This window comes from Nitrospirillum goiasense (genome assembly GCF_034427435.1).
In the GTDB taxonomy this organism is placed as follows: Bacteria; Pseudomonadota; Alphaproteobacteria; order Azospirillales; family Azospirillaceae; genus Nitrospirillum.
This window is the reverse complement of record NZ_JAXQNP010000002.1, coordinates 2,042,748-2,068,700: the sequence shown is the minus strand read 5'-3', so window position 1 is coordinate 2,068,700 and position 25,953 is coordinate 2,042,748. Positions and strand designations below refer to the sequence as shown.

The window sequence follows — 25,953 nt, the reverse complement described above, 5'->3', positions numbered from 1 at the left end:
ACTCAACCTGCCCGCTATAGAGTTCCGCGCATGACCGCTTCTCCTAAACATTCCGAACTGCCCAAGTACACGGACTTTTTCAAACCCACACTTGAGGCCCTCCGTGACCTCGGCGGCTCCGGGTCGGTGGAGGAGATAGAAGATGCGTTGGTATCTTCAATGAAGATTCCAGCGGAGTTGCTGAACGTCACTTATTCCAAGAGCGGTGCACCAATTCTACCGGACCGGATGTCATGGGCGCGTAGCTTTCTGAAGATACCGGGGTTCATCACCAACCCCCGCCGAGGTGTCTGGATTCTCACAGAAGAAGGTCGAACTGCGGCGGAAAGGCCTAGCGCCGATCTTCGACGCATTGTCGCCGATGCTTACAATGCGTCCCTGGCTGCCAAAAAGGCCGTTGAGTCCGAAAACGACATCGCCCTAGTCGATAGAGGGGAGGAAGTGGACGACTGGACCAGTCGCCTTCTCCAGCGTCTCATGACCATGTCCCCATCCGCGTTCGAGCAACTATGCAAGCGCATCTTGAGGGAGAGCGGCTTCACCAGGGTGGAGGTGACCGGGAAGACAAATGATGGCGGCATCGATGGTGTGGGTGTCCTGCGTATCAATCTCGTTTCGTTCCATGTTCTTTTTCAGTGCAAGCGCTGGAAGAACGCGGTGGGCTCGGAGGTTGTTCGAAATTTCCGAGGTGCCATGCAAGGGCGTGCCGATAAGGGATTGATCATAACGACGGGCACTTTCACCGCTGAGGGGCGACGCGAGGCGACACGGGACGGCGCACCCGCCATCGATTTGATTGATGGCGAAACCCTTTGCGGCCTGCTCAAGGACCTCCGGCTTGGAGTATCAGTCCGTGAGGTCATCGTCGAAGAAATCACCATAAACAATGAGTTCTTCGATCAGTTTTAAATCGTGGATCAGCCCAGGATATGCCCATGGCCTACAAAATCCGTGTCCATGCCTTGAATCTCGTCGCGGCGGCAACCGTTCTGACCGCTAGCCCCGCCCTGGCCGACGACCAGGCCAACACGGCCCGGCTGTTCGCCGATCCCGGCGTGCGGCAGATGACCTTGGCCACGGCCCAGCAGTCGGCCGTGGTCATGAACAACCCCTGCCCCAACGCCCAGGCCACCGCCTCGACCGACGTCGCGGTGTTCCAGCCGCTGGTGTTCGATGCCGCCGGCCAGTTGCAGACCGGCATCTGGCGCCAGCAGGTGACGCTGGCCGGCTGCGGCGTCACCCGCACCCTGAACGTCCTGGGCTGGAAGCAGGCGGGCCAGGCCATCGCCATGGGCGCCCTGCTGCCGGGCGGCACACATACCGACGTCCTGCTGCAGCGCGACGCCATCCAGCAGGTGGATCAGTTGGTCAAGATCACCCCCGGCGCCACCGAGGAAGGCTGCGCCCGCGAGTATGTGGCCGACACCCGCTTCGTGGACCGCGAGGTCCCCCCCGCCCCTGGCCCCGCCCCCGGCGGCAAGTCGCCGCCCTGGCGCGAGGTGTGGACCTTGCAGACCTGCACCAAGCGGATCGAGGTCCCCATCCGCTTCATCCCCGACGCCACCGGCACCACCATCACCGCCGGCCCGCAGAACGCGGTCAAGGTGACGCCGCTGGCGAAGTAGGGGCCCCGGTTCAGGCTTATGCCACCGTCACCAGATGGGTGCCGTCAGCCCGTCCCTCGATCCGGATGTCCCGGTCCAGGAAGCGGCGGATGATGGTCACGGCGGTCAGGGTGTGCCGCGTCGGCCGCACGGTGGTGAAGCGCCCGCCGCCGGCCAGCGCCAGGGGCAGCAGCAATTGATCAGCCAGATAGGGCCCGGCGAAGGCGCCAGAGGCGATATAGCCGGCCAGGCGGTTGGCCGTCTGGCGGCCGATATCCTCGGCCCGCAGGCCGATGCGGCCCACGGCGCTGACCACCTCCGTCACTTGGTCAAAGTTGGCCGAGAGCATCAGGATGTTGCCGGGGCCCCGCCCCTCCGCCACCGTCTCCACGCACCAGGCCTCATCCGGCCAGTCCAGCACTTGGCGGGCGGCGGCGACTTCGCGTTCCGCGATGTTGGCCGGCAGGTTGGACAGCAGCGCTTGGCCACGGACACCACGCAAGGCGCCACGCTCCATGAACTCCTGGGGCCGTAAGGGGGCCGGGCTCACCGACACCTCCACACGGCCGCCGCCCACCGGGTAGAATCCCGGGCGCACCAGGGTGGCCGTCACCGCCGGCCCCATGCGGGACACCAGCGGCAAAAAGGTCTGCGCCGTGAAATCGAAGGGCGGCGCGGCATGGGCGTGCGTTCCGCCCTCCAACACCAGGCGTGACGGGCCATCCGCCAGCAACAGGGGCGGCAGCAGGGCCTGGAGCACCAGCCCCGTGCTGCCCGCCGTGCCCACAGCGAAGGTGTAGTCGCCCGCCCGCACCCGGCCCGGGGTGAAGGTTAGGCTGCCCGCCCCGATGGCCGCCCCGTCGGCGGTGGCGCCGCCAATGGCGCAGGCCGCCTCCACCGCCGTCAGATGCTGACGCATCAGGCCGGGCTTGTCCCGCTTGGCGCGGATGTTGTCGATGCGGAAGGGCTGGCCCGTCACCAGTGACAGGGACAGGGCGGTACGCAACACCTGCCCCCCGCCCTCGCCCTCCGATCCATCAATGATGATCACTGTATCCCCCCGTCCTGTGCGTGAAGGGTCCTACCCCTTCACGCACAGGACCTGTTTCAACGTATGCACGATTTCCACCAGGTCGGCCTGCGCCGCCATGACGGCCTCGATGGGTTTGTAGGCGGCCGGCGTCTCATCGATGACGTCGGCGTCCTTGCGGCATTCCACCCCCTCGGTGGCGTGGGCATGGTCCTCCAGCGTGAAGCGCCGCTTGGCCTCATGCCGGGACATCAGGCGCCCGGCCCCGTGGGAGCAACTGTTGAACGCCTCCGCGTTCCCCTTGCCCCGCACGATGAAGGACTTGGCGCCCATGGACCCCGGAATGATCCCCATCACCCCACTGCCTGCGTTCACCGCGCCCTTGCGGGTGACCAGGACGTTGTTGCGGTCGAAATGGCGTTCCCGCTGGACGTAGTTATGGTGGCAGTTGATGGCCTCCATCGCCGCGTCGAACGGCTTGGTGATGACGGTCCGCATCGCGGCGATGACGTTGGTCATCATCATGCGCCGGTTCAGCGCGGCGAAATCCTGGGCCCAGCCCACCGCCTCGACATAGTCGTTGAAGTGGTCGGTGCCCTCGGGGAAATAGGCCAAATCCTCATCCGGCAGGTTGATGAACCAGCGGCGCATGTCCTTCTTCGCCAACTCGATGAAGAAGGTGCCGATGGCGTTGCCGATCCCGCGCGACCCGGAATGCAGCATCACCCATACCTGGCCGCCTTCATCCAGGCACAGCTCGATGAAGTGGTTGCCGGTGCCCAGCGTCCCCAGATGCGCCAGCGTGTTGGCGCTGGCCAGCTTGGGGTATTTGGCGGTGATGCGGGCGAAGCGTTCCGCCAGGGTGCTCCACGCCGCCACGATCTCGGCGGGCGGATCGCCCCAGGACCCGCTGTCACGGCGGCCCCGCCCGACGTCCCGGCCATGGGGCACCGCCCGCTCGATGGCGGTGCGCAGCCCCGCCAGGTTGTCCGGCAGGTCGGCAGCCGCCAACGAGGTGCGGGCCGCCATCATGCCACAGCCGATGTCCACCCCCACAGCCGCCGGGATGACGGCACCCACCGTGGGGATGACGGAGCCGACAGTGGCGCCGATGCCGACATGGACGTCGGGCATGGCGGCCACATGCTTGAACACAAAGGGCAGGCGCGCCACCCGCGCCAACTGGGCACGGGCCTGGTCGTCCACGGCCACACCCTTGGTCCACATCTTGATGGGCACGGCGCCATCGGCCACCGTGACCTCAAAGCCCTGCCCGGCGACCAGATCAGTCATGGTCATTTCCTTCAAATCCTTCATATCTTTAACAGTCACGGCGCAAGGTGGCGACAAGAGTGGTGCGGAAAACGGCACATGCTCTACCCACTGAGCTACAGGCCCGAAGGCCCGGCCGGACTTGAACCGGCGACATTGTAGTTCCCCGCGGCATTCGCCCGGAAACCCGCGCGTGCAGTCAAAACAGTGCGAACAGTCTCAAAAAAGGCGACGAGAGGTGTGGGAAACAGGGGCTGCATGCTCTCGCTGCTGAGCTACGCGTCCAGCCCCCGAATGGGACGGACACGACCGGACTTGCACCGGCGACCTTGCAGGTGACGGAGTTCCCCACGGCATTCGCCCAAACGATGAAAGCGGCACCAGCGACAAGGCATGGCCAGACGATGACTGAGCTATCCGGTTGCCCGGAGGCGGGTTTGAACCGCCGCCTCCCACCAGTCGGTGGGCGCTCTATCCAAGTAGTCTGGCCGGCATTCGCCAGCGCCGCTCGCGTTGGAAAGCGCGACGGCCGAGCCGCCGGTGACAAGGGGAATGGGGAGGTTAGCGGAGTCGAACCGCAGGCCTTACGGCCATGCCTACTGTACTCCCCACCGCATTCACCGGCGGTGACCTGGGATGGACGGGCTGGGTCGTGGCGACCAGGGGGGACGGAACCGCCCTTTGAGCTATCTTCTCCAAGGCGGGCTCGAACCGCATCTCCCGGCCCTCACGGACCGGGCGCTCTACCACGGGCTTAGGTGGAGGATGTAGTTCCATCCAGCATTCGCCACGACCCAACGCATCATCCCCGGTCAGACGACCGTCGCGCTCACCTCCGCAACCCAATCCCGGCCCGCTCCGCCGGCGGCGAAACGGGCCAGGGTTTCGAACACGGCGTCGGAGAAGCCGCCGACGTTCAGCACGTCGGGGCGCTCCACCGCCTGGGTGGTGCCATAGGGCTGCAGGTCGATGCAGACCAGTTTGGCCCGGGGGCACCGCCGCTTCAGGCGCTCCCACTCCTGCATCGTCGCCGTGGCGCCTTGGCGCCGGGCGTCGACCCAGGACTGGTTGTCCGAAACGATCACCACCAGGTCCGCCACCGCCCGCTGCGCGTTCAGCAAGGCCAGCGGGGCGGAGACGGTGGTGCCGCCGCCGCCGATGGCGGCCAGCTTGGCGGCATTCACCGAAACCGGGGCCCCAGGGTCCAGGTCCAGCGGCACCACCTTGGTCTCGAACGGCAGCACCAGGGTGCCCGGGTTGCGCCGCATCACCGCCGCCGCCACCAGGGCGGCCACATCGATGCAGCGCACCGCCGTCGTTGCCCCCTTGCGGTGGCCGGTGATGGGACTGGCCATGGACCCCGACACGTCGGGGCACACCACCACCCGGCCGGGCAGAACCGGCACCGACGCCAGCGACAGCTCCAGCGCCGTTTCCAGCGCCGCGACCACCACCGGCGGCACGTCCTTGCCCACCATGCCCCGCGCCGCCAACAGTTGATAAGGCAGGACGCGGGACCGGGTGATCATCTCGGCATCCGCCAGCCGTGCCGCCACCCGCTCCGCCAGCCCCTCCACCGCGAACGCGCCGTGACGCGCCAGGGTGTTGAGGTTCATGCGCAGCGCCTGCCAGCCCATGCGGTCCGCCACCTCCGCCCATTGCGCGGCCGCCAGCGGCTCCGCCGTCAGCCACTCGAAGGGCACCGGCGGCAGGGGCAGCGAACGGTCCCGTTTCCAGGCCTCGAACGCCGCGACCTCCGCCGGCAACGCCGCCACGTCATAGGGCTTGCCGATCAGCCAGCCATAGAAGGCGCGACGCGTGGCGTCCACCGGCGCCGGATGGACCATTTTCACGATGTCCGCCAGCGACGGGTCATTGCCCGTCGCCGCCCGCATCAGCTGCGCCATGGACGCCTGCTCCAGCCACTGCTTCACCAGGCGCTTGGGCCGGGTGCCCAGGGAGGTGCGGCCCACCACGCCCGACCGCATGATCTGCACGAAGGTGCGCAGCATGCGGCCGTTGTCGATGACGCGGCGGAACACGGCCACCGACAGGTGGGGGTCGGCCACGGTCAGCCAGGCGGTCAACAGCGCCGGCATATCCTTCATCACGCCTTTGGTGCGGGCATAGACGGCAGCCTGGGCCACGAAGCGCGGGTCAACCGCCTTGGCCACGGCCAGCACCTCGGCCAACTGGGCCTCGGCCGTGCCATAGAAGCCGTCGTTCAGCGTACCGGTGGCGGCCAGCTGGGCCAGGGTGTGTTCCGGACCATAGCTGTAGGCCGGCGCGCCCTCGCGGTTACGCGCATCCGGCATCAGTTTCGCGATCATCGACGCGAACAGCTGCTTGTTGGCCATGGTCCTCACTCCTTTTCCTCGAAGCTTCCGCCTCGGGGGCCGCCGGCGCATTCCGGCGGCCCCGATCCGATGCCAGGATAAGAGCAACGGCCGTGCCAGAAGGTGAAGGCGCACCGGAGTAAAAACTTATTTCATTGATATTAAATAGACATTTTCATTTCCGCCATCACGGCCGCTCTAAATACGCCTTCCGCCAATCGGAAAAATCGGATACCAATCGATACGAATTTATAAAAATGGATAATCCTTATGTCTCGCCCCCTCACCGTCATCGGCTTCCTGGGCTCCACCCTGGACGCCGCCAAGTTCGGGCCCAGCCGCTGGCAGAAGTGGCGGCCCAGCGTGGGCATCTGCATGCATGAGGATTTGCGGGTGGACCGCTTCGTGCTGCTGCATGGGGAGCGGCATGGCCGCCTGGCCGAGCAGGTAGTGGAGGACATCCGCACCGTCTCGCCGGAAACGACGGTCGAGCAACGCACCCTGGGCTTCACCAACCCCTGGGACTTCGAGGAGGTCTACGGCAAGCTGCTGGACTTCGCCCGCGCCTTCCCGTTCGAGCCGGAGCGGGAGGACTATCTGGTGCACATCACCACCGGCACCCATGTCATCCAGATCTGCCTGTTCCTGCTGACGGAGGCGCGCTTCCTGCCCGGCCGCTTGCTGCAGACCCAGCCCTCCCGTGGCGAAGGTCTCAACCCGGCAGGGGAATGGAGCGCCATCGACCTGGACCTATCGCGCTATGACAGCATCGCCACCCGGTTCGCGGCGGCGGCGGCTGAGGGATCGTCCTTCCTGAAATCCGGCATCGAAACGCGCAACGCCGCCTTCAACCGCATGGTGGATGAGATCGAGCGCGTGGCCCTGCGCAGCAAGGCGCCCCTGTTGCTGATGGGCCCCACCGGTGCCGGTAAAAGCCACCTGGCCCGCCGCATCTATGAGCTGAAGCGGCTGAAGCACCAGGTGTCCGGCCCCTTTGTGGAGGTGAACTGCGCCACCCTGCGCGGCGAGGGCGCCATGTCCGCCCTGTTCGGCCACCGCAAGGGCGCCTTCACCGGTGCCGTCAGCGACCGGCCGGGCCTGCTGCGCGCCGCCGACACCGGCATGCTGTTCCTGGATGAGATCGGGGAACTGGGCCTGGACGAGCAGGCCATGATCCTACGCGCCATCGAGGACAAGCGCTTCCTGCCCGTGGGATCGGACAAGGAGGTGGCGTCGGATTTCCAGTTGATCGCCGGCACCAACCGCGATTTGGGGGCCAGCGTGACCAAGGGCGCCTTCCGCGACGATCTCTACGCCCGCCTGAACCTGTGGACCTTCACCCTGCCCGGCCTGGCCCAGCGGCGGGAGGATATCGAACCCAACCTGGACTATGAGCTGGACCGCCACGCCCAGCGCGATGGCCAGCGCGTGACCTTCAACAAGGAAGCGCGGGCGCGCTACCTGGCCTTCGCCACTGGGCCGGAGGCACCCTGGCCGGGCAATTTCCGGGATTTGGGGGCCAGCGTCACCCGCATGGCCACCCTGGCCCCCTCGGCCCGCATCGACCAGGACACGGTGGAGCAGGAGATCGCCCGCCTGCGCCGCCTATGGGGCACACCCGCGACAGACGATGGCCTGGCGGCGCTGCTCACACCCGATGCCTTGGACACGCTGGACCCGTTCGACCGGGTGCAGTTGGCCGAGGTGGTCCGAATCTGCCGCGCCTGCCGCAGCCTGTCAGAGGCGGGACGCCAGCTGTTCAGCGCCTCCCGCACCCGGCGGGCGTCCTCCAACGACGCGGACCGGCTGCGGAAGTACCTGCAGCGCTTCGGGCTGGAGTGGTCCGGTTTGGCAGCGCCCTGACCCTCACCACGGCAGTTCGCGGCCGTCGTAGGCGAAGAAGCGGCCGGTGTCGTCGGGGTGCAGGCGGTCCAGCATGTCGAGGATTTGGGCCGCGGCGCGGTCCGGCGGGCGGACGTCCAGGCCGGTCTTGGCGAAGGGGGCCGACAGGGGGGTGTCCACGGTGCCGGGATGGACGGCGACGCACAGCGACAACGGGCGGGTGCGGGCCAACTCCACGGCCGCCGTGCGGATGATCTGGTTCAGCGCGGCCTTGCTGGCACGGTAGCCATACCAGCCGCCCGTGGCGTTGTCGCCGATGGACCCGACCTTGGCCGAAAGGGCGGCGAAGACGCAGCGCCGGCTGGCCGGGAACAGGGGCAGCAGGTGCTTGGCCAGCAGCGCTGGGCCGATGGCGTTGACCGCAAAGGCATGGGCCAGGTGCGCGGGGTCAAGCTGGCGCCAAGTCTTTTCCGGCGCGAAGGCCTGATAGGGCTGAGGCCCCGGCCCGTGCAGGAAGCCCGACGCCACGATCACGGTATGCAAAGGCGCGCCTGTGTCCCACACCCGCGCCGCCAGGGCGGCGACGGCGCGTTCGTTGGTGATGTCGCAGGGCGGGTCCTCCCGCCGGCCGGCCAGCAACACCTGGGCATGGGCGCCCCGTTCCGTCAAAGCGGAGGCGAGCGCCCGGCCCAACCCGCCGGCCCCCACCACCACGGCGCATCCTTCCGGTGCCAAACCGCTCTCGCCCGCCATGCCACCACCCTCACGCAGTCCCATCACGCCATGACCACGGCCTCGCCTGATAGCGGGCCGTACGGTCATCCTACGTGTCGGAGAGAGGAAAGGATCAAGGCCTAGCCATCAGGGGCAATCCCTTCGGGGTAATCCAAAGAGCTATTACCGCTTCAGGCACAGGCGGGAAACGTCAAACCGCCCCCACCGGCCGGCCACCGGGCGCGCCGTAGAGCTGGTGCGCCCGGGTCTCGAAGGCGGCGACCATGCGGCGCACGGCTTCGCCGAACAGGGCGCCGATGATCTTCTGCAGGATGACGTTGCGGAACTCGAAATCCACGTAGAAATCCAGCAGGCAGCCGTCGGGGTGCGGCTCGAAGATCCAGTGGTTGTTCAGGTAGTGGAACGGGCCCTCGGTATAGGCCACGTCGATGCGGCGGCCCGGTTCGCTCAGCACCACCTTGGAGGTGAAACGCTCCCGCACCATCTTGAAGCCGATCACCAGGTCGGCCCAGAAGGTGTTGCCCTCGCGGCGGCGGATACGGGCCGCCACGGCCCAGGGCAGGAACTCCGGATACTTTTCCACGTCCGCCACCAGCTGGAACAGCTGTTCCGGCGTGTAGGGCAGGACGCGCTTCTCGGCATGCGTGGGCATCAGGCTTACTCGGCGGCGGCGTCAGCGGCAGGGGCGGCCAACGGGGAACGACCGGCCAGCTTGGCCTCGCGGGCTTCCCGCAGCTTCACGAAATCATCGCCGGCATGGTGGCTGCTGCGGGTCAGCGGGGAGCTGGACACCATCAGGAACCCCTTGCCGCGGGCCACGGTTGCATAGCTGGCAAACTCATCGGGGGTAACGAAACGGTCCACCGGCGCATGCTTGGGCGTGGGCGCCAGGTATTGGCCGATGGTGATGAAATCCACGTCGGCGGCGCGCAGGTCGTCCATGACCTGGCCCACCTCCTCCTTGGTCTCACCCAGGCCGACCATGATGCCGGACTTGGTGAAAATGCTGGGGTCCAGCTCCCGCACCCGCGACAGCAGGGACAGGGAGGTGAAGTAGCGGGCGCCGGGACGGATGCCGGGGTACAGGCGCGGCACCGTCTCCAGGTTATGATTGAAGACGTCGGGGCGGGCCTCCACCACCGTTTCGATGGCGCCCTGCTTCTTCATGAAGTCGGGCGTCAGCACCTCGATGGTCACGCCGGGGGCCTCACGCCGGATGGCGCGGATGGTGCGGGCGAAATGCTCAGCGCCGCCGTCGGCCAGATCGTCGCGGTCGACGGAGGTGACCACCACATGCTGCAGCTTCATGCGAGCCACGGCCTCGGCCACGTTGTCGGGCTCATGCGGGTCCAGCTGGTCGGGACGGCCGGTCGCCACGTTGCAGAAGGCGCAGGCGCGGGTGCAAACGGCCCCCAGGATCATGAAGGTGGCGTGGCGCTGCTTCCAGCACTCGCCAATATTCGGGCAGGCCGCCTCCTCGCACACCGTGTTCAGCTTCAGGCCGCGCATCAGGTTGCGCGTCTCGTTGAACACGCCGCCGGCCGGGGCCTTCACCCGCAACCATTCCGGCTTGCGCTGGATGGGGTTGTCCGGACGGTTCTGCTTTTCCGGATGGCGGATCTTGTCGGCGGTCATGGGCATGCAGCCTTTGAAACGAATGTTTCCTGAAACATAAGGGGGCCGGAGCGGAAGGCCAAGTGCGCCGGGCGAACCCCACGCATGCACCACCCGCCCCGGCCCCCCTGTATCAAAACTTTCTGGCTCCCCGTTCCTACAGCAACGGCATGAGGTCAAACCTCATGCCGTTGTAGGATGCGACCGCATCCGCCGGACCTTTGTGGGGAGCGAAGCGGACCGCAAAGGGAGGAAGCCAAGCGGCCGGATGGCCGCGCCCGGCGTCTGAGGGAACGCTTAATAGTGAATCGCCCGGCCATAGGCGGCCAGAACCGACTCATGCATCATCTCCGACAGGGTCGGGTGCGGGAAGATGGTGTGCATCAGCTCGGCCTCGGTGGTCTCCAGGGTCTTGCCGACGACATAGCCCTGGATCAGCTCCGTCACCTCGGCCCCCACCATGTGGGCGCCCAGCAACTCGCCGGTCTTGGCGTCGAACACCGTCTTGACCATGCCTTCCGGCTCACCGAGGGCGATGGCCTTGCCGTTGCCGATGAAGGGGAAGCGGCCGACCTTGACCTCATAGCCGGCGGCCTTGGCCTTGGCTTCGGTCAGGCCGACGCTGGCCACCTGCGGGTTGCAGTAGGTGCAACCCGGGATGTTCAGCTTGTCCATCGGGTGGACATCCTTCACGCCGGCGATCTTCTCCACGCAGATCACGCCTTCATGGCTGGCCTTGTGGGCCAGCCAGGGGGCGCCGGCCACGTCGCCGATGGCGTAGACGCCCGGCTCGTCCGTGCGCAGATAGCCGTCGGTCACGATGTGGCCGCGGTCCAGCTTCACCTTGGTGTTCTCCAGGCCGATGTTCTCGGTATTGGCCTGGATGCCGACGGCGGTGATGACCCGCTCCACCGTCAGGGTCTCCACCTTGCCGCCCACCTCGATATGGGCGGTGACGGTGGCGGCGCCCTTGTCCAGCTTGGTCACCTTGCCGCCGGTGATGATCTTCATGCCCTGCTTTTCGAACTGCTTGCGGGCGAAGGCGGAGATTTCCTCATCCTCCACCGGCAGGACGCGGTCCATGACCTCCACCACCGTCACCTCGGCACCCAGGGTGCGGAAGAAGCTGGCGAATTCGATGCCGATGGCGCCGGAGCCCACGACCAGCAGCGACTTCGGCATGGTGTCGGGGACCAGGGCCTCCTTGTACGACCAGACGAACTTGCCGTCCGGCTCCAGCCCCGGCAGGGAGCGGGCGCGGGCGCCGGTGGCGATGATGATGTGCTTGGCCGCCAGGGTCTGGGCGGTGCCGTCCTTGGCGGTGACGGTGACCTTGCCACCGCCGGCCAGCTTGGCGCTGCCGTCGAACACCGGCACCTTGTTCTTCTTCAGCAGGCCCTTCACGCCCGCCGACAGCTGGCCCGCCACCTGGCGGGACCGCTTCACCACCTTGGGCAGGTCGAAGCCGATGGCGCCGGCCGACAGGCCGTAAGCGTCGGCATGCTTCATGTAGCCGTAGATCTCGGCGGAGCGCAGGAGGGCCTTGGTCGGGATGCAGCCCCAGTTCAGGCAAATGCCGCCCAGATGCTCGCGTTCCACCACCGCGGCCTTCAGGCCCAGCTGGGCGGCGCGGATGGCGGCGACGTAGCCGCCGGGGCCGGCGCCCAGGACCAGCACGTCGAATTCGGTATCGGCCATTTCGCTCTGTTCCCTTCAAAAGGCGCCGGGCCCGCCCAACCTTGGGGGCGCCCACCCCGCGCTTTTGGTCAACGACAAGAGAAATCCCCGGAAGCGTCGGGCGCTTCCGGGGATGGGCATCACAGCATCAGCGTGATGGGGTCCTCGATCAGCTTCTTCAGGACCTGCAGGTAACGGGCGCCCACGGCGCCGTCGACCGAGCGATGGTCCACCGTCAGCGTCAGGCTCATGACCGTGGCCACGGCCAGGGCGTCACCCTTCACCACCGGCCGCTTCTCACCGGCACCCACGGACAGGATGCAGCTCTGCGGCGGGTTGATGATGGAGGTGAAGCTCTTGATCCCGAACATGCCCAGGTTGGACACGCTGAAGGTGCCGCCCTGGAACTCCTCGGGCTTCAGCTTGCCTTCCTTGGCCTTGGCGGCCAGGGACTTCACCTCGGCGGAGATGGTGGCCAGGCCCTTCTGGTCGGCGTTCTTCACGATGGGGGTGATCAGGCCGCCATCGGTGGCGACGGCCACGGAGACGTCCACGCCCTCGTACTGCAGGATGCCGTCCTCATGCCAGGACACGTTGGCCTCCGGCACCTTGCGCAGGGCCACGGCCACGGCCTTCACGACGAAGTCGTTGACCGACACCTTCTCGCCCGACTTCTCGTTCAGCTGGGCGCGCAGCGCCAGCAGGGCGTCGATCTCGCAATCGACCGACAGGCCGAAGTGCGGGATGGTCTGCCAGGCTTCGGTCAGGCGCTTGGCGATGGTCTTGCGCATGCCGCTGTTGGGCAGAACCTTGTACTTCATGCCCAGCTTGTCGGCCAAAGCCTTGGCGTCGATGCCCCCCTTGGGCGCAGCAGACGGTGCGGCAGCGGCAGCAGCGGCTGGAGCCGGGGCTGCGGCTGGCGCGGCAGCGGTGGGAGCGGCAGCGGCGGCCGGCGCGGCCTTGACGGCCCCACCCTTCAGCGCGGCCTCGACGTCGGCCTTGACGATACGGCCGGACGGGCCGGTGCCCGACACCTTGGCCAGGTCCAGGCCGGCCTGGGCGGCCATGCGGCGGGCCAGCGGGCTGGCGAACACGCGCTTGCCGTCATGCGCCGGGGCCGGAGCCGCAACGGCGGCGGCCGGGGCGGCCTCAGCCTTGGCGGGGGCCGGGGCGGCGGCTTCCGCCTTGGCGGGCGCGGGAGCGGCGGCCTTGGGTGCTGCGTTCAGGGCGTCGGCGCCCTCGCCTTCCTCCAGCAGGATGGCGATCTTGGCGTTCACCGCCACGCCGTCGGTCCCTTCCGGCACCAGGATCTTGCCCAGCGTGCCCTCGTCCACGGCCTCCACTTCCATGGTGGCCTTGTCGGTCTCGATCTCGGCGATGACGTCGCCCGCCTTGATCGTGTCGCCTTCCTTCTTCACCCACTTCGCCAGCTTGCCCTCGGTCATCGTGGGCGACAGGGCCGGCATCAGGATATCGATCGGCATGGGTTTGCTCTCCCCCAGGGGGCCGTGGCGTCAGGCCAGGCGCCCCAAATCTCTGACGGATGCGGCAGAAGGCACCCCCTGCCCCTATCGGGGCGGGAGGCGCCTTCCCGGCCGGTTCAGCGGTACAGCACGGCCTTGGCGGCGGTGACGACGTCATCCACCTGCGGCAGGGCCAGCTTTTCCAGGTTGGCGGCGTAGGGCATGGGCACGTCCTTGCCGTGCACGCGCACCACGGGCGCATCCAGGTAATCGAAGGCGTGCTCCATCATCACCGCGGACATTTCCGCGCCGATGCCGGCGAAGGGCCAGCCCTCTTCCACCGAGACCAGTCTGTTGGTCTTCTTCACGCTTTCCACGATGGTGTGGACGTCCAGGGGACGGATGCTGCGCAGGTTGATGACCTCGGCGCTGATCCCCTGCTCCGCCAGCTTCTCGGCGGCGGCCAGGGCCATGCCCACCTGCAGAGAGAAGGCGGTGATGGTCACGTCCGTGCCGGCGCGCTCGATCTTGGCGCGGCCGATCGGGATGATGAAATCCGGATCGGTCGGCACTTCGAAGTGCTGGCCGTACAGGATTTCGTTTTCCAGGAAGACCACGGGGTTCGGGTCGCGGATGGCGGCCTTCAGCAGGCCCTTGGCATCGGCGGCGCTGTACGGCGACACCACCTTCAGGCCCGGGATGTGGGCGTACCAGCTGCTGTATTCCTGGCTGTGCTGCGCGGCCACGCGGGCGGCCGCACCGTTGGGGCCACGGAACACGATGGGGCAGCCCATCTGGCCGCCGGACATGTACAGCGTCTTGGCGGCGGAGTTAATGATGTGGTCGATGGCCTGCATCGAGAAGTTGAAGGTCATGAACTCCACGACCGGGCGCAGGCCGCCGAAGGCCGCACCCACCGCCAGGCCGGCGAAGCCGTGCTCGGTGATGGGGGTGTCGATCACGCGGTCGGGCCCAAACTCCTGCAGCAGGCCCTGGGTCACCTTGTAGGCGCCCTGGTACTCGGCCACTTCCTCGCCCATGACGAAGACGTTGGCGTCCTTGCGCATCTCCTCGGCCATGGCGTCGCGCAGGGCCTCGCGCACCGTCATGGTCTGGGTGTTCTTGAAGAAGCGGTCCTCGTCCGACGGGGGCGGGGCCACCAGGGCCTTCACCGCCGGGGCCACCACCGGGGCGGCGGGAACGGCGGCCGGCTTGGCCTCTTCCTTGGACACCTGGGCGGGCGCCTCGGCCTTGGCGGCCGGCGTGGCGGGGGCCTGGGCGGCGGTCACGTCGCTGGCGCTCTCGCCTTCGCCGGCCAGCAGGGCGATGGCGGTGTTCACGGCCACGTTCTCGGTGCCTTCCGGCACCAGGATCTTGGCCAGGGTGCCTTCGTCGACCGCTTCCACTTCCATGGTGGCCTTGTCGGTCTCGATCTCGGCGATGACGTCACCAGCCTTGATGGTGTCGCCTTCCTTCTTCACCCACTTGGCCAACTTGCCTTCGGTCATGGTGGGGGACAGGGCCGGCATCAGGATATCGATGGGCATTTTCTTATTCTCCGGCCAGCGATCAGGCTTCCACGAGGATGTCGGTCCACAGCTCCGAGGCGTCGGGCTCGGGGCTGGTGGTCGCGAAGTCGGCGGCGTCGGTGACGATGGCCTTCACGTCGCGGTCGATGACCTTCAGGCTTTCCTCGTCGGCATAGCCCTTGGTGAACAGCAGCGACTTCAGATGGTCGATGCAGTCATATTCCGACCGCATCTTGTTGACCTCTTCCTTCGTGCGGTACTTGGCCGGGTCGGACATGGAGTGGCCGCGGTAGCGGTAGGTCTTCATCTCCAGGATCATGGGGCCGTTGCCGCCGCGGACATAGGCCACGGCCTCGTCAGCGGCCTTCTTGACCTCCAGCACGTCCATGCCATTGACCTGTTTGCCGGGGATGCCGTAGGCGCTGCCGCGCAGGTACAGCTCACCCGCCGAGGCGCGCTGCTGCGAGGTACCCATGGCGTACTTGTTGTTCTCGATGACGTAGATCACCGGGAGCTTCCACAGGGCGGCCATGTTGAAGGACTCATAGACCTGGCCCTGGTTGACGGCGCCGTCACCCAGGTAGCAGACGTCGATGCAGCCGTCCTTCTTGTACTTGTGGGCGAAGGCCAGGCCCGTGCCGATGGGCGTCTGGGCGCCGACGATGCCGTGGCCGCCGTAGAAGTTCTTCTCGCGCGAGAACATGTGCATCGAGCCGCCCTTCCCCTTGGAATAGCCGCCCGCGCGCCCCGTCAGCTCCGCCATCACGCCCTTGGCGTCCATGCCGCAGGCCAGCATGTGGCCGTGGTCACGGTAGCTGGTGATGACGCTGTCGCCCGGCAGCTGCGCCGCCTGCATGCCCACCACCACGGCCTCCTGGCCGATGTACAGGTGGCAGAAGCCGCCGATGAGGCCCATGCCGTACAGCTGACCGGCCTTCTCCTCGAAGCGGCGGATCAGCAACATTTCCTTGTAATAGTGGAGGAGTTCCTCCTGGGTCGGCTCCGGCGCTGCGTTCTCAGCGGGCTTGGCACGGCGTCTCGTGGTCGTGGCCACTGGCGTCTCCCTTCTCAAGCGTGGGCATTGCGTCGCGGTCCCCGGGGGTCGGCCCCAGGTGCACTCCGGGCCGGGTCGGCCGGCACGGCATCACTGCTAACCACAAGTGCGGTGCAATGCAAGGAGTGTGCACTGCAATACCTTGCTTCAAAAGGATTATTTACGATTAACCTAATTCTGGCTAATCGGTGGATTATCAGCGGTTTACGGCGTTTTGGCCGGCGCGTCCTTGTCTTCATGCGGGGCAGGCTTGCCCGGAAGAAGGATCACGAGGTCATCCGGACGGGAGAAATCGAGCACCTTGCGGGACTCTTCCTCCAGCATGTCGGGGTCCAGATTGTCGGGGCGCAACAGGCGGGCGCGCCGCTCCATGGCCTCGCGCTCGGCGCGCACCTGGTCCAGCTGGGCCTTGGCCTGGCTGACCTGGGTCTGCAGCTGGGTCAGCGCCACCAGCCCGCGTTCGCCCTGCACCGTGTGGTAAGCGAAATAGGCGACAACGGACGCCCCCACCACAGGTGCAACCACCTGGCGCAGGGCGCGGTTCAGTGCGGTACGGAAAGAACGGGCGCCAATCATGGGGCCATGGTTCCACAAGGGTTCCGCAACCGTCAAATGGAAAGCGGCGCCTAGTCTGGGTGCAGCATTTAATTCATCTGAAATACCAACCGGCGCGCGACTTCAACCGACTATAGGGCAAAGAAAAAGGGGTGGAAGCCAGGCCCCCACCCCCACTTTCCGGCTATTCCGGACGATACCGGAACGATGCCCGGTTTCAGCCGCGCTTCAGCGCGCCGCGCCCCGGGAACACCGCCGCCAGGTCCAGCGCCTCTTCGATCCGAATCAGCTGGTTGTACTTGGCGATCCGGTCGGAACGCGACAGCGAGCCGGTCTTGATCTGGCCGCAGTTGGTGGCGACGGCCAGGTCGGCGATGGTGGCGTCCTCGGTTTCGCCCGAGCGGTGCGACATGACGGCGGTATAGCCGTTGCTCTGGGCGATGCGCACGGCCTCCAGCGTCTCGGTCAGGCTGCCGATCTGGTTGACCTTCACCAGGATGGAGTTGGCGACACCCTTCTTGATGCCATCGGTCAGGCGGGCCGGGTTGGTGACGAACAGGTCGTCGCCAACCAGCTGCACCTTGGACCCGATGGCGTCGGTCAGGGCCTTCCAGCCGGCCCAATCGTCCTCGGCCATGCCGTCTTCGATGCTGACGATGGGGTAGCGGCCCACCAGGTCGGCCCAATAGCGCACCATGGCATCCGGATCGAGGGTCTTGTTCTCACCGGCCAGCACGTACTTTCCGTCCTTGAAGAACTCGGTGGAGGCGGCGTCCAGCGCCAGCACCACGTCGTCGCCCGGCGTGTAGCCCGCGGCCTCGACCGCCTTCATGATGAAGGACAGAGCTTCGTCGGTGGAGGCGAGGTTGGGGGCGAAGCCGCCCTCGTCACCCACGGCGGTGTTGTGGCCGGCGTCCTTCAGCTTCTTCTTCAGGGCGTGGAAGATCTCGGCGCCGATGCGGATGGCGTCGGCGCAGCTCTCCGCGCCCACCGGCATCACCATGAATTCCTGGATGTCGATGGGGTTGTCGGCGTGGGCGCCGCCGTTGATGATGTTCATCATCGGCACCGGCAGGATGCGGGCGTTGGTGCCGCCGACATAGCGGTACAGCGGCAGGTCCAGCTCGGCCGCCGACGCCTTGGCCACGGCCAGCGACACGCCCAGGATGGCGTTGGCGCCCAGGCGGGCCTTGTTCGGGGTGCCGTCCAGCTCGATCATGGCGGTGTCGATGGTGACCTGGTCGGTGGATTCCAGGCCGCCGATGGTGTCGAAGATCTCGCTGTTGATCGATTCGACCGCTTTCAGCACGCCCTTGCCCAGGTACTTGCTCTTGTCGCCATCGCGCAGCTCAACGGCCTCGTGGGCGCCGGTGGAGGCGCCGGAGGGCACGGCGGCGCGGCCGAAGGCGCCGGACTCCAGCCGAACGTCGACCTCAACGGTCGGGTTGCCCCGGCTGTCGAGAATCTGGCGGCCCTGAATATCGATGATCGCGGACATGGGTTCTTCCCTTTATGCGTCGTGACGGCGGATGCGTCGTGGCGGGACGGTGCCCGTCATAGCCTTTAGGGCCGGCCCCAGGCAAGACCAGCAGGCGCGGTATCGCCTATGACGTTTTAAAGTCGGCGGTTGTGGACGGGCGCGGTGACGGCCCCGCCTCACCCGGATAGCCCCTTTCCTGCGGGAAAATTGGCCACCTTATTCCCGTTATGGCAGAGTGGGGGCAACTGTGCCGTTGGGGAGCCCGCCTTGCCGCAAGCGCCGCGCCGTTTCGTGCCCCTGCTCATCGCCGTCCAATTCCTGCTCCTCAGCGCCTGCGCCCTGAACCGGGGCACCGATGGCGACCTCGGCGTCAGTTCCACGACGTTCTTCAGCCGCCTCACCAACCCTGCGGACATCCGCGAGCCCTCGCTGGCGGAGGCGACCACCGTCGAACTGCAGGTGCGCGCCGACGAGAACGGCCGCGTCGTCGCCGTGACCGCGCCGCCGCAAAGGCACGCCTATGGCATCGATTGGCCGCAAAAGGCAGATGACCCGGCGGTGAAGGCCGCGATGGATGCGGCCCAAGGCTGGCGCCTGCGCCCCTTCCCCTATCGGGGACGGCCCGTGCCGACACAGGCCACGGTAACGGTGCATGTCCTGCCGGCCGAACGCTGGGCTCAGGCCGACACCCCCTTCCCCGAGATCAACTGGTCCAAGCTGCGCATCAGTCTGAGCCGCGATCTGCCTTTCGGCAGCCACTATACGGTTACCGTGGCGGGTGACGGCCATGTCGTCTTCGAGAGCCCCGCCCGGCCCGAGATGGCCGTCTTCTCAAGCCGCGCCATGTTGCCGCGCGGCCTGTTCCTGCCGGGCCGGCATGAGGACCATATCGCGCCGGATGCCGTCCGCGCCCTGGTGGCCAAGTTCCAGGCGGCACGCTTCTTCGGCTTGGCGCCGGAGTACAAGGCGCGAACGCGTGAGGCTCCGTTCAGCACCCTCACCTTGGATACCGGTCACGGCAGCCGCCAAGTCAGTGATTATGTTGGCCGCGATGTCGGCATGCCCCAAGCGGTGAAAGACCTTGAAGACGAGGTGGACCACGTCGCCGGCACCGCCCGCTGGATCCAGGGCGCGCCGGGCGTCGTCGGCTTCCTGGCGGCGAGCGGATTCGACTTCAAATCCGACATGGCCGCCATCCTGGCCGTCAGCGACTATGGCTGGAACGACGTCAGCACAGTGCTGGAATTCATGGACCGGGGTGTGGATTTGGAAAAGACCTCGACCGTGGGCCACCCGCCAGCGGAGCCTGTCGGAGCCATGCTGCTGCGCCAGGCCCTGACCAAGGGACAGACCGCCGTCTTCACCCGCCTGACGGCGGCGGGTTGGCTGACGCGGTTGGCGCCCGGGGACGCGGATCGCATGTTCGCGCTGGGCGCGGCGGGCTGCGACGCGGGCTTCGCCCGGGCGGCCATGGCGGCGGGCCTGACGGTGGATGGCCCGGCCGCCGGATCGGATAACGGCCCCGATGGCACGGCGTTGATCACCCTGGCCACCCGCCCTTCCTGCAGGTCGGAGCAGGCACGGCTGGACACTGCAGCCCAATTGCTGGCCCTGGGCGCCGCCCCCAACCGACGGGATGAAGACGGCCGCACCGTCCTGTTCCATGTCCGCAATCTTGACCTCCTGGAACTGCTGCTGGCCCACGGCGCCGACGCGACGCTGCGGGACCCGGCCGGCAACAGCGCGGTCCTGTACAGCCAGGAAGACGCCATAACCCTGCGCCTGCTGCAGGCGGGCGCCAGCCCGGAGGGGCGCGACGAGGACGGCCACACCTTGAGCGAGCGGACAACGCTTTACACCATGCCCGCAACCGCGCGCTGGTTGGCGGCGCATGGGCAGGCCCATTGAAACGCGGATGACCGACATGTCGCTCACTGGGTTTGGCTGGCAGCTTCGTAGCCACGCGGTCGCCGGGGCCGTGGCGGCGATCTGCCTGTTGACCCTGGCGCCAACGGCCGTCGCCCAGGCACCAGAGGTGATTGGCGTCAGCGGCAAGCTGGCGGAGCGTCACCTGCTCGGTTCACAGGTGGTTCGTTCGGCCGCCGTGGAACACGTCGAGGACATCGGCATGACGATCAGGGTGAGCCCAGAAGGCGACGTCCTGTCGGTACGGGCGACGCCATTCCACGGCGGCAGTCCGTCCCCCAATCCGGCGGCCATCGCGGCCGCGCAATCAGCCGCCCGCTCCGTGGGATTTTCCCCGTTCACCTATCGGGGGCGGCCGATCACAGCCGAGGTGCACATCGATTTCGTCGTCCGTCCTGCGGAACGGTGGGCGAACCGGAGTGCGCCCTTTCCCAAGATCGATTGGGACACATTACGGATCACCCTGACACGCAGCGGCTGCTTCTTCGGCTGCCCGGCCTATGAGGTGGAGATCGATGGCACCGGCCGGGTCGTCTTCTCCAGCGAACCAGCCAATCAGACGCCGCCCAAGAGCCTGGGGAGCCGGGTCGGCCAGGTGCTCCACGGCGTGGCGATGCCGGGACGGCACGAGACTCAGGTATCAAAAGCGGCGGTCGTGACGCTGGTGCATGCCTTCCAGGACGCGATCTTCTTTGGCCTAGCCGATGATTACGAAAGTGCCATCACCGACCAGCCGACCGTTTCCCTTACCGTTGACACCGGCAATGGCAAGAAACGGGTGTTAGACTATGCCGGCTTATGGATCGGCATGCCGGAGGCTGTGCGCCAGCTTGAGGAAGCTGTGGACCGCGTAGCCGGGACGGCGCGCTGGGTTCGCGGCGGCTCGGGCTTGGTCGCGTGGTTGGATGAGCAGGGATTCAACTTCAAGTCCCGGGAAGCCGCCGCGATCCTGTTGAACGCTGCACAGCCAGCCGATGCAGATACCATCGTGGCTATGGTCGACCGGGGCCTGCCGCTTGACACGCCGATCAAAAGCGGTGCGGGGAAGCCGGACACCCCGCTGGGCCTAGAACTGCTGCGTGAGGCATTCCATGATGGCCAGCTTCCCGTCTTCAGGCGCCTGGTCGCCGACGGGTGGTTAAAGCGCTTGCCCCCCAGCGAGGCGGGCCACCTCTTCGCCGCGTGGGTCGGGGGCTGCAATCCCGACTTCATTGATGCAGCCATTGCCAGCGGCATCCCGGCTAACGCCCAAACAATCGCGGACCCAGTCTGGAGCATCGATGCCGGCGGGACGGCGCTGAATCGCCTGGATGTCGCCCGGTGCAAGACCGACGCGGATCGGATCGAGACCACCCGGCGCCTGGTCGCCCATGGCGCCAACCCCAACCACCGTGACAGTCGGGGGCAGACCGCGCTTTATTGGATGGAGGACCCGGATCTTTTGGAGCTGCTGTTGTCATCCGGCGCCGATGCCCGGATACGCGACCGGGACGGTGCCGGTCCCGTCCTGTATTCTAGTCAGGATACAGTCGTCCTGCGCCTGCTGGAAGCTGGCGCCAGTTCCTTGGGCCAACTCGAACACGGCGAAACACTCGACAACAGGCTCAAGGACGGCACCATGCCCGCAACCGCGCGCTGGTTGGCGGCGCATGGGCAGGCGACGGCCCCCAGTGTGAAGCCATGAAGCAGCGGCCCGCAGCCCCCCGCTTTGCGCTCCGCCTGTTGAGCGCGGCCGGGCTATTGCTCCTGGCCTTGGCAGGCTTCCCAGCGCGGGCAGCGCCCGAGCCGCAGCCGCTTCCCGCCGAGGACACCAGCAAGCTGCGGATAACCTTGACCCGCCTGGGATGCGGCATAGGGCGCTGCCCGCAATACAGCGTGCAGATCGAGGGATCGGGCCGCGTCGTCTTCGACGGCGGCGGCGATCTGCCGGCGGGCCAGCGTTTCCCCACCGTCGTCTATCGTCGTCCACCCTTCTTCTCCCCCGACGTGGTCGTGCCCGGCCGGCAGGAGGACCATGTGCCGCCCGAAGCGGTGGCCGCGCTGGTGCGCCGCTTCGAGGAGGCGCATTTCTTTGACCTGGCTGACAGCTATGTCGCCATGGTCACCGATCAACCGCACTACAGCCTGACCCTGGAGACCAGCCAGGGCCGCAAGCATATCGAGGATTATGCCGGAACCCGGGTGGGAATGCCGGCCGTGGTCAGAACGCTGGAGGATGACGTCGACCGCGTCGCCAATACCGCCCGATGGGTCGATGGCGCGCCGGGGCTGGTTGAGTGGCTGGCCGCCACCGGGTTCGACTTCACGTCGGTATCCGCCGCCGCCCTCGCCCTGCGCAGCCCGAACCCGCCTGCCACCGAAACCGTCCTAGGCATGATCGACCGTGGCTTGCCATTGGAAACCGTCGCTAGGGGACGCGATGGCCAGCCTGACAGTCTTGTAGGACTGGACCTGCTGCGCGAGGCCTTTAAATTCGGGGAAGCGGCCATTTTCAAACGGCTAGCCGCCCAAGGCTGGCTGGCGCGCCTGCCACATCAGGAGATCGAAGAGGATTTCGCGTCCAACAGCGCCGGTTGCAGCCCCGATCTGGTCGATGCCGCCGCTGCGGCCGGCATCAAGATGGACGCCACCACCGCGGCGCCCGGCACTGACTATGGCGCCGGCGGCACCGCCTTCACCGGGGTAGGATTCGCCACGTGCAAGACCGAAGCAGACCGGCTGGAAACGGCCAAGCGCTTGCTGGCGCATGGTGCCAACCCCAACCACGTGGACGCCGTCGGCAGGAACGCCTTGTTCCAGGTGACCAGCGTGGAGATGCTGAGCCTGCTACTGGCTGCTGGCGTCGATCCGAATGTCCGGGACAAGTATGGCACAACGCCCGTGCTGCATACCGATCAAGACGCCATAGCGCTTCGTCTGCTCGAGGCGGGAGCCGATCCGGGCGGCCACGATTTCCAGAAGCACACCCTGGCCCAGCGCACCAGGATCTACACCATGCCCGCCACCGCGCGCTGGTTGGCGGCGCATTCCTCCAAATGAAACGCCGGCGGTAGGTCGCCCTGCCGCCGGCGTCGGACATTCAGACCCAATGGCCGAAGCCGTTGATCAGAAGATCGGGTTGGCCTTGGCGATGCGGTCGATGGCGACCATGGTTTCCAGCAGGGCCGGCAAGTCCTTCAGCTTGACCATGTTGGGGCCGTCGCTGGGGGCGCAGTCGGGGTTCTCATGGGTTTCCATGAAGACGGCGGCGACACCCACGGCCAGGGCGGCGCGGGCCAGCACCGGCACGAACTCACGCTGGCCGCCGCTGGTGGTGCCCTGCCCGCCCGGCTGCTGCACGGAATGGGTGGCGTCCATCACCACCGGGTAGCCCGTCTGCGCCATGATGGGCAGGCTGCGCATGTCGCTGACCAGGGTGTTGTAGCCGAAGCTGGCGCCACGCTCGCACAGCAGGATGTTCTCGTTGCCGGTGGAGGCGATCTTGGCCGCCACGTTCTTCATGTCCCACGGCGCCAGGAACTGGCCCTTCTTCACGTTGATGACCTTGCCGGTCTCTCCGGCCGCCAGCAGCAGGTCGGTCTGGCGGCAGAGAAAGGCCGGGATCTGCAGCACGTCCACCACCTCGGCCACGGGGGCGCACTGCTCCGCCGTGTGCACGTCGGTCAGGACGGGGCAGCCGAACTTCTCCCGCACCTCGGCCAGGATGGGCAGGCTCTTCTCCATGCCCAGACCACGCGCTGTGCTGACCGACGTGCGGTTGGCCTTGTCGAAGCTGGTCTTGTAGACGAGGCCGATGCCCAGCTTCGCGGTGATCTCCACCAGGGCGTGGCTCATCTCCAGCGCGTGCGCGCGGCTTTCCAGCTGGCAAGGGCCGGCGATCAGCATGAAGGGCTTGTCGTTGGCCACGGCCAGGTCGCGGATGCGGACGGTGCGGATATCGCTCATCTCAAGATGCTCCCAAAAGCCAAAAGGCCGCCGCTGACGATGCGGCGGCCCCCTGGGACTCTATGTTGCCCTCAGGCGCCGGTCGCCGGCGTCCGCCGGCTTGGCTTACGGACCTCACGGTCCGGGCCAGCCGTCGCCGGCCTCCCTTGGCCTGGAACCAGGTCCATGCCAAGGGTTACACGGGCGTTCCCGCTTAAACCAGCCGGCTCTGCGCGATGGCGGCGCTGATGAAGCTGGTGAACAGCGGATGCGGCTCGAACGGCTTGGACTTCAGTTCCGGATGGAACTGCACGCCGATGAACCAGGGGTGGGACGGGATCTCGACGATCTCCGGCAGCTCGCCATCGGGCGACAGGCCAGAGAACTTCAGGCCCACCTTCTCCAGCTGGTCCTTGTAGGTGATGTTCACCTCATACCGGTGGCGGTGACGCTCCTCGATATGGTTGGCGCCATACACCTCCGCCACCTTGGAGCCGGGCAGCAGCTGGCAGGGATAGGCGCCCAGCCGCATGGTGCCGCCCAGGTCGCCCTCGGCGCCGCGCTTCTCGGTGTCGTTGCCGCGCACCCACTCGGTCATCAGGCCGACGACCGGGTGCTTGTACTTGTGGCCGAACTCGGACGAGCCCGCGTCCTCCAGGCCCGCCAGGTGGCGGCTGGCCTCGATCACCGCCATCTGCATGCCGAAGCAGATGCCGAAATAGGGCACGTTGCGCTCCCGCGCGAACTGGGCCGCGCGGATCTTGCCTTCGGACCCACGCTCGCCGAAGCCGCCGGGAACCAGGATGCCATGCACCCCTTCCAGCCGCTGCACAGCGCCGCCGCCCTCGAAGATTTCGCTATCGATCCAATCCAGCTTGACCTTGACGTTGTTGGCGATGCCACCGTGCGTCAGGGCCTCGGCCAGCGACTTGTAGCTGTCCAGCAGGCTGGTGTACTTGCCGACCACGGCGATGGTGACCTCACCCTCCGGCTGGCGGACACGGGCGGCGATCTCCTTCCAGCGGGTCAGGTCCGGCGCCTCGTCGGCCGGCAGGCCGAAGTAGCGCAGCACCTGCTCGTCGAAGCCCTGCTCGTGATAGCTGACCGGCACGTGGTAGATGGTGTCCACGTCCAGGGCGGCGATCACCCGCTCCTGCCGGATGTTGCAGAACAGGGCGATCTTGCGGCGCTCGTTCTCCGGGATCGGGCGGTCGGAGCGGCACAGCAGGATGGACGGCTGGATGCCGACCGACAGCAGCTCCTTCACCGAGTGCTGGGTGGGCTTGGTCTTCAGCTCACCCGCCGACGGGATGTAGGGCAGCAGGGTCAGGTGGATGAACAGCGCCCGCTCCGGCCCCAAATCGTTGCCGAGCTGGCGGATGGCCTCCAGGAACGGGGTGCTTTCGATGTCGCCAACGGTGCCGCCGATCTCGCACAGGATGAAGTCCTCATCCTTCACGTCGCCCAGGATGAATTCCTTGATGGCGTCGGTGACGTGCGGAATCACCTGCACGGTGGCGCCCAGGTAGTCGCCGCGGCGCTCCTTGGCGATGACGTTGGAGTAGATGCGGCCGGTGGTGATGTTGTCCGACTGCCGGGCCGAGACGCCGGTGAAGCGCTCGTAATGGCCCAGGTCCAGGTCGGTCTCCGCACCGTCGTCGGTCACGAACACCTCACCATGCTGGTAGGGGCTCATGGTGCCGGGGTCGACGTTCAGATAGGGGTCGAGCTTGCGCAGGCGGACCTTGTAGCCACGAGCCTGGAGCAAAGCACCCAGAGCGGCCGACGCCAGTCCCTTACCCAAGGAAGAGACCACGCCGCCGGTGATGAAAATGAAGCGCGTCATGGAAGCCTAGTTTAGCTAAAGGCCGCATGTCGGGCCAACGCGAATGCGCCGGCCCCCCGAATTGAA

General features: G+C 66.9%; 20 protein-coding genes. 6 read left to right on the top strand and 14 right to left on the bottom strand.

Translation table 11 applies throughout. From position 1 onward, the window contains the following. Positions 1 to 30: 30 nt before the first annotated feature. Positions 31 to 909, top strand: coding sequence for a restriction endonuclease (locus tag ULB03_RS12065; RefSeq protein ID WP_322483347.1), 879 nt, complete (start codon positions 31 to 33; stop codon positions 907 to 909). A gap of 26 nt (positions 910 to 935) precedes the next feature. Next, the gene (locus tag ULB03_RS12060; RefSeq protein ID WP_322483346.1) at positions 936 to 1,625 is read left to right on the top strand and encodes a hypothetical protein; all 690 of its coding nucleotides are present in this window, start codon (positions 936 to 938) and stop codon (positions 1,623 to 1,625) included. Between the two features lie 16 nt (positions 1,626 to 1,641). Here ULB03_RS12060 and rtcA read toward each other — a convergent pair whose 3' ends face one another. From rtcA to ULB03_RS12045, 3 genes are all read right to left on the bottom strand, one after another. Then, entirely contained in the window at positions 1,642 to 2,655 is a 1,014-nt protein-coding gene (rtcA, locus tag ULB03_RS12055) for an RNA 3'-terminal phosphate cyclase (protein WP_322483345.1), read from the bottom strand. Between the two features lie 30 nt (positions 2,656 to 2,685). Then, complete coding sequence (locus ULB03_RS12050; protein ID WP_322483344.1) at positions 2,686 to 3,933, bottom strand: RtcB family protein; 1,248 nt, start codon at positions 3,931 to 3,933, stop codon at positions 2,686 to 2,688. 785 nt (positions 3,934 to 4,718) lie between these two features. Further along, positions 4,719 to 6,263 (bottom strand): vWA domain-containing protein, encoded by a 1,545-nt coding sequence (locus tag ULB03_RS12045; protein WP_322483343.1) that lies wholly within the window; start codon positions 6,261 to 6,263, stop codon positions 4,719 to 4,721. Positions 6,264 to 6,512: 249 nt separating this feature from the next. Here ULB03_RS12045 and rtcR point away from each other — a divergent pair, with 249 nt between their 5' ends. After that, positions 6,513 to 8,105, top strand: coding sequence for an RNA repair transcriptional activator RtcR (rtcR, locus tag ULB03_RS12040; RefSeq protein WP_322483342.1), 1,593 nt, complete (start codon positions 6,513 to 6,515; stop codon positions 8,103 to 8,105). 3 nt (positions 8,106 to 8,108) lie between these two features. Here the strand turns inward: rtcR and ULB03_RS12035 are convergent, their stop codons facing one another. The 9 genes from ULB03_RS12035 to eno form a co-directional block, all read right to left on the bottom strand. Further along, positions 8,109 to 8,861 carry an SDR family NAD(P)-dependent oxidoreductase gene (locus tag ULB03_RS12035; RefSeq protein WP_322483341.1) on the bottom strand — a complete coding sequence of 251 codons (753 nt, stop codon included), beginning with the start codon at positions 8,859 to 8,861 and terminating at the stop codon, positions 8,109 to 8,111. Between the two features lie 148 nt (positions 8,862 to 9,009). Beyond that, a complete protein-coding gene (locus tag ULB03_RS12030; protein ID WP_145730159.1) occupies positions 9,010 to 9,471 on the bottom strand; it encodes a type II toxin-antitoxin system RatA family toxin in 462 nt (153 codons plus the stop codon). Between the two features lie 5 nt (positions 9,472 to 9,476). Further along, positions 9,477 to 10,460: a lipoyl synthase gene (lipA, locus tag ULB03_RS12025; RefSeq protein WP_145730158.1), complete on the bottom strand. Its 984-nt coding sequence runs from the start codon at positions 10,458 to 10,460 to the stop codon at positions 9,477 to 9,479. Between the two features lie 270 nt (positions 10,461 to 10,730). Next, a complete protein-coding gene (gene lpdA / locus ULB03_RS12020) occupies positions 10,731 to 12,131 on the bottom strand; it encodes a dihydrolipoyl dehydrogenase (RefSeq protein ID WP_322483340.1) in 1,401 nt (466 codons plus the stop codon). Positions 12,132 to 12,250: 119 nt separating this feature from the next. After that, on the bottom strand, positions 12,251 to 13,594 hold the full coding sequence (locus tag ULB03_RS12015) for a pyruvate dehydrogenase complex dihydrolipoamide acetyltransferase (protein WP_322483339.1): 1,344 nt from the start codon (positions 13,592 to 13,594) through the stop codon (positions 12,251 to 12,253). A gap of 116 nt (positions 13,595 to 13,710) precedes the next feature. Beyond that, the gene (locus ULB03_RS12010) at positions 13,711 to 15,120 is read right to left on the bottom strand and encodes a pyruvate dehydrogenase complex E1 component subunit beta (RefSeq protein WP_322483338.1); all 1,410 of its coding nucleotides are present in this window, start codon (positions 15,118 to 15,120) and stop codon (positions 13,711 to 13,713) included. A 22-nt stretch (positions 15,121 to 15,142) separates the two neighbouring features. After that, a complete protein-coding gene (pdhA, locus tag ULB03_RS12005; RefSeq protein WP_322483337.1) occupies positions 15,143 to 16,156 on the bottom strand; it encodes a pyruvate dehydrogenase (acetyl-transferring) E1 component subunit alpha in 1,014 nt (337 codons plus the stop codon). 204 nt (positions 16,157 to 16,360) lie between these two features. Then, complete coding sequence (locus ULB03_RS12000; RefSeq protein ID WP_145730153.1) at positions 16,361 to 16,732, bottom strand: FtsB family cell division protein; 372 nt, start codon at positions 16,730 to 16,732, stop codon at positions 16,361 to 16,363. A gap of 196 nt (positions 16,733 to 16,928) precedes the next feature. Further along, positions 16,929 to 18,209, bottom strand: a complete 1,281-nt coding sequence (eno, locus tag ULB03_RS11995; RefSeq protein WP_322483336.1) for a phosphopyruvate hydratase — start codon at positions 18,207 to 18,209, stop codon at positions 16,929 to 16,931. Positions 18,210 to 18,458: 249 nt separating this feature from the next. On the opposite strand from eno, the gene ULB03_RS11990 reads away from it, so the two are divergent. From ULB03_RS11990 to ULB03_RS11980, 3 genes are read left to right on the top strand one after another with little or no spacing between them, the layout of a single operon-like run. After that, positions 18,459 to 20,099: a DUF6438 domain-containing protein gene (locus ULB03_RS11990; RefSeq protein ID WP_322483335.1), complete on the top strand. Its 1,641-nt coding sequence runs from the start codon at positions 18,459 to 18,461 to the stop codon at positions 20,097 to 20,099. 7 nt (positions 20,100 to 20,106) lie between these two features. Continuing rightward, positions 20,107 to 21,801 carry a DUF6438 domain-containing protein gene (locus ULB03_RS11985; RefSeq protein WP_322483334.1) on the top strand — a complete coding sequence of 565 codons (1,695 nt, stop codon included), beginning with the start codon at positions 20,107 to 20,109 and terminating at the stop codon, positions 21,799 to 21,801. Further along, positions 21,798 to 23,156 (top strand): DUF6438 domain-containing protein, encoded by a 1,359-nt coding sequence (locus ULB03_RS11980; protein WP_322483333.1) that lies wholly within the window; start codon positions 21,798 to 21,800, stop codon positions 23,154 to 23,156. The genes ULB03_RS11985 and ULB03_RS11980 overlap by 4 nt, the downstream gene beginning before the upstream one ends. A gap of 66 nt (positions 23,157 to 23,222) precedes the next feature. Here the strand turns inward: ULB03_RS11980 and kdsA are convergent, their stop codons facing one another. Next, positions 23,223 to 24,062 carry a 3-deoxy-8-phosphooctulonate synthase gene (gene kdsA / locus ULB03_RS11975; RefSeq protein ID WP_322483332.1) on the bottom strand — a complete coding sequence of 280 codons (840 nt, stop codon included), beginning with the start codon at positions 24,060 to 24,062 and terminating at the stop codon, positions 23,223 to 23,225. A gap of 193 nt (positions 24,063 to 24,255) precedes the next feature. Beyond that, positions 24,256 to 25,887, bottom strand: a complete 1,632-nt coding sequence (locus ULB03_RS11970) for a CTP synthase (RefSeq protein ID WP_322483331.1) — start codon at positions 25,885 to 25,887, stop codon at positions 24,256 to 24,258. Between the last annotated feature and the right edge of the window lie 66 nt (positions 25,888 to 25,953).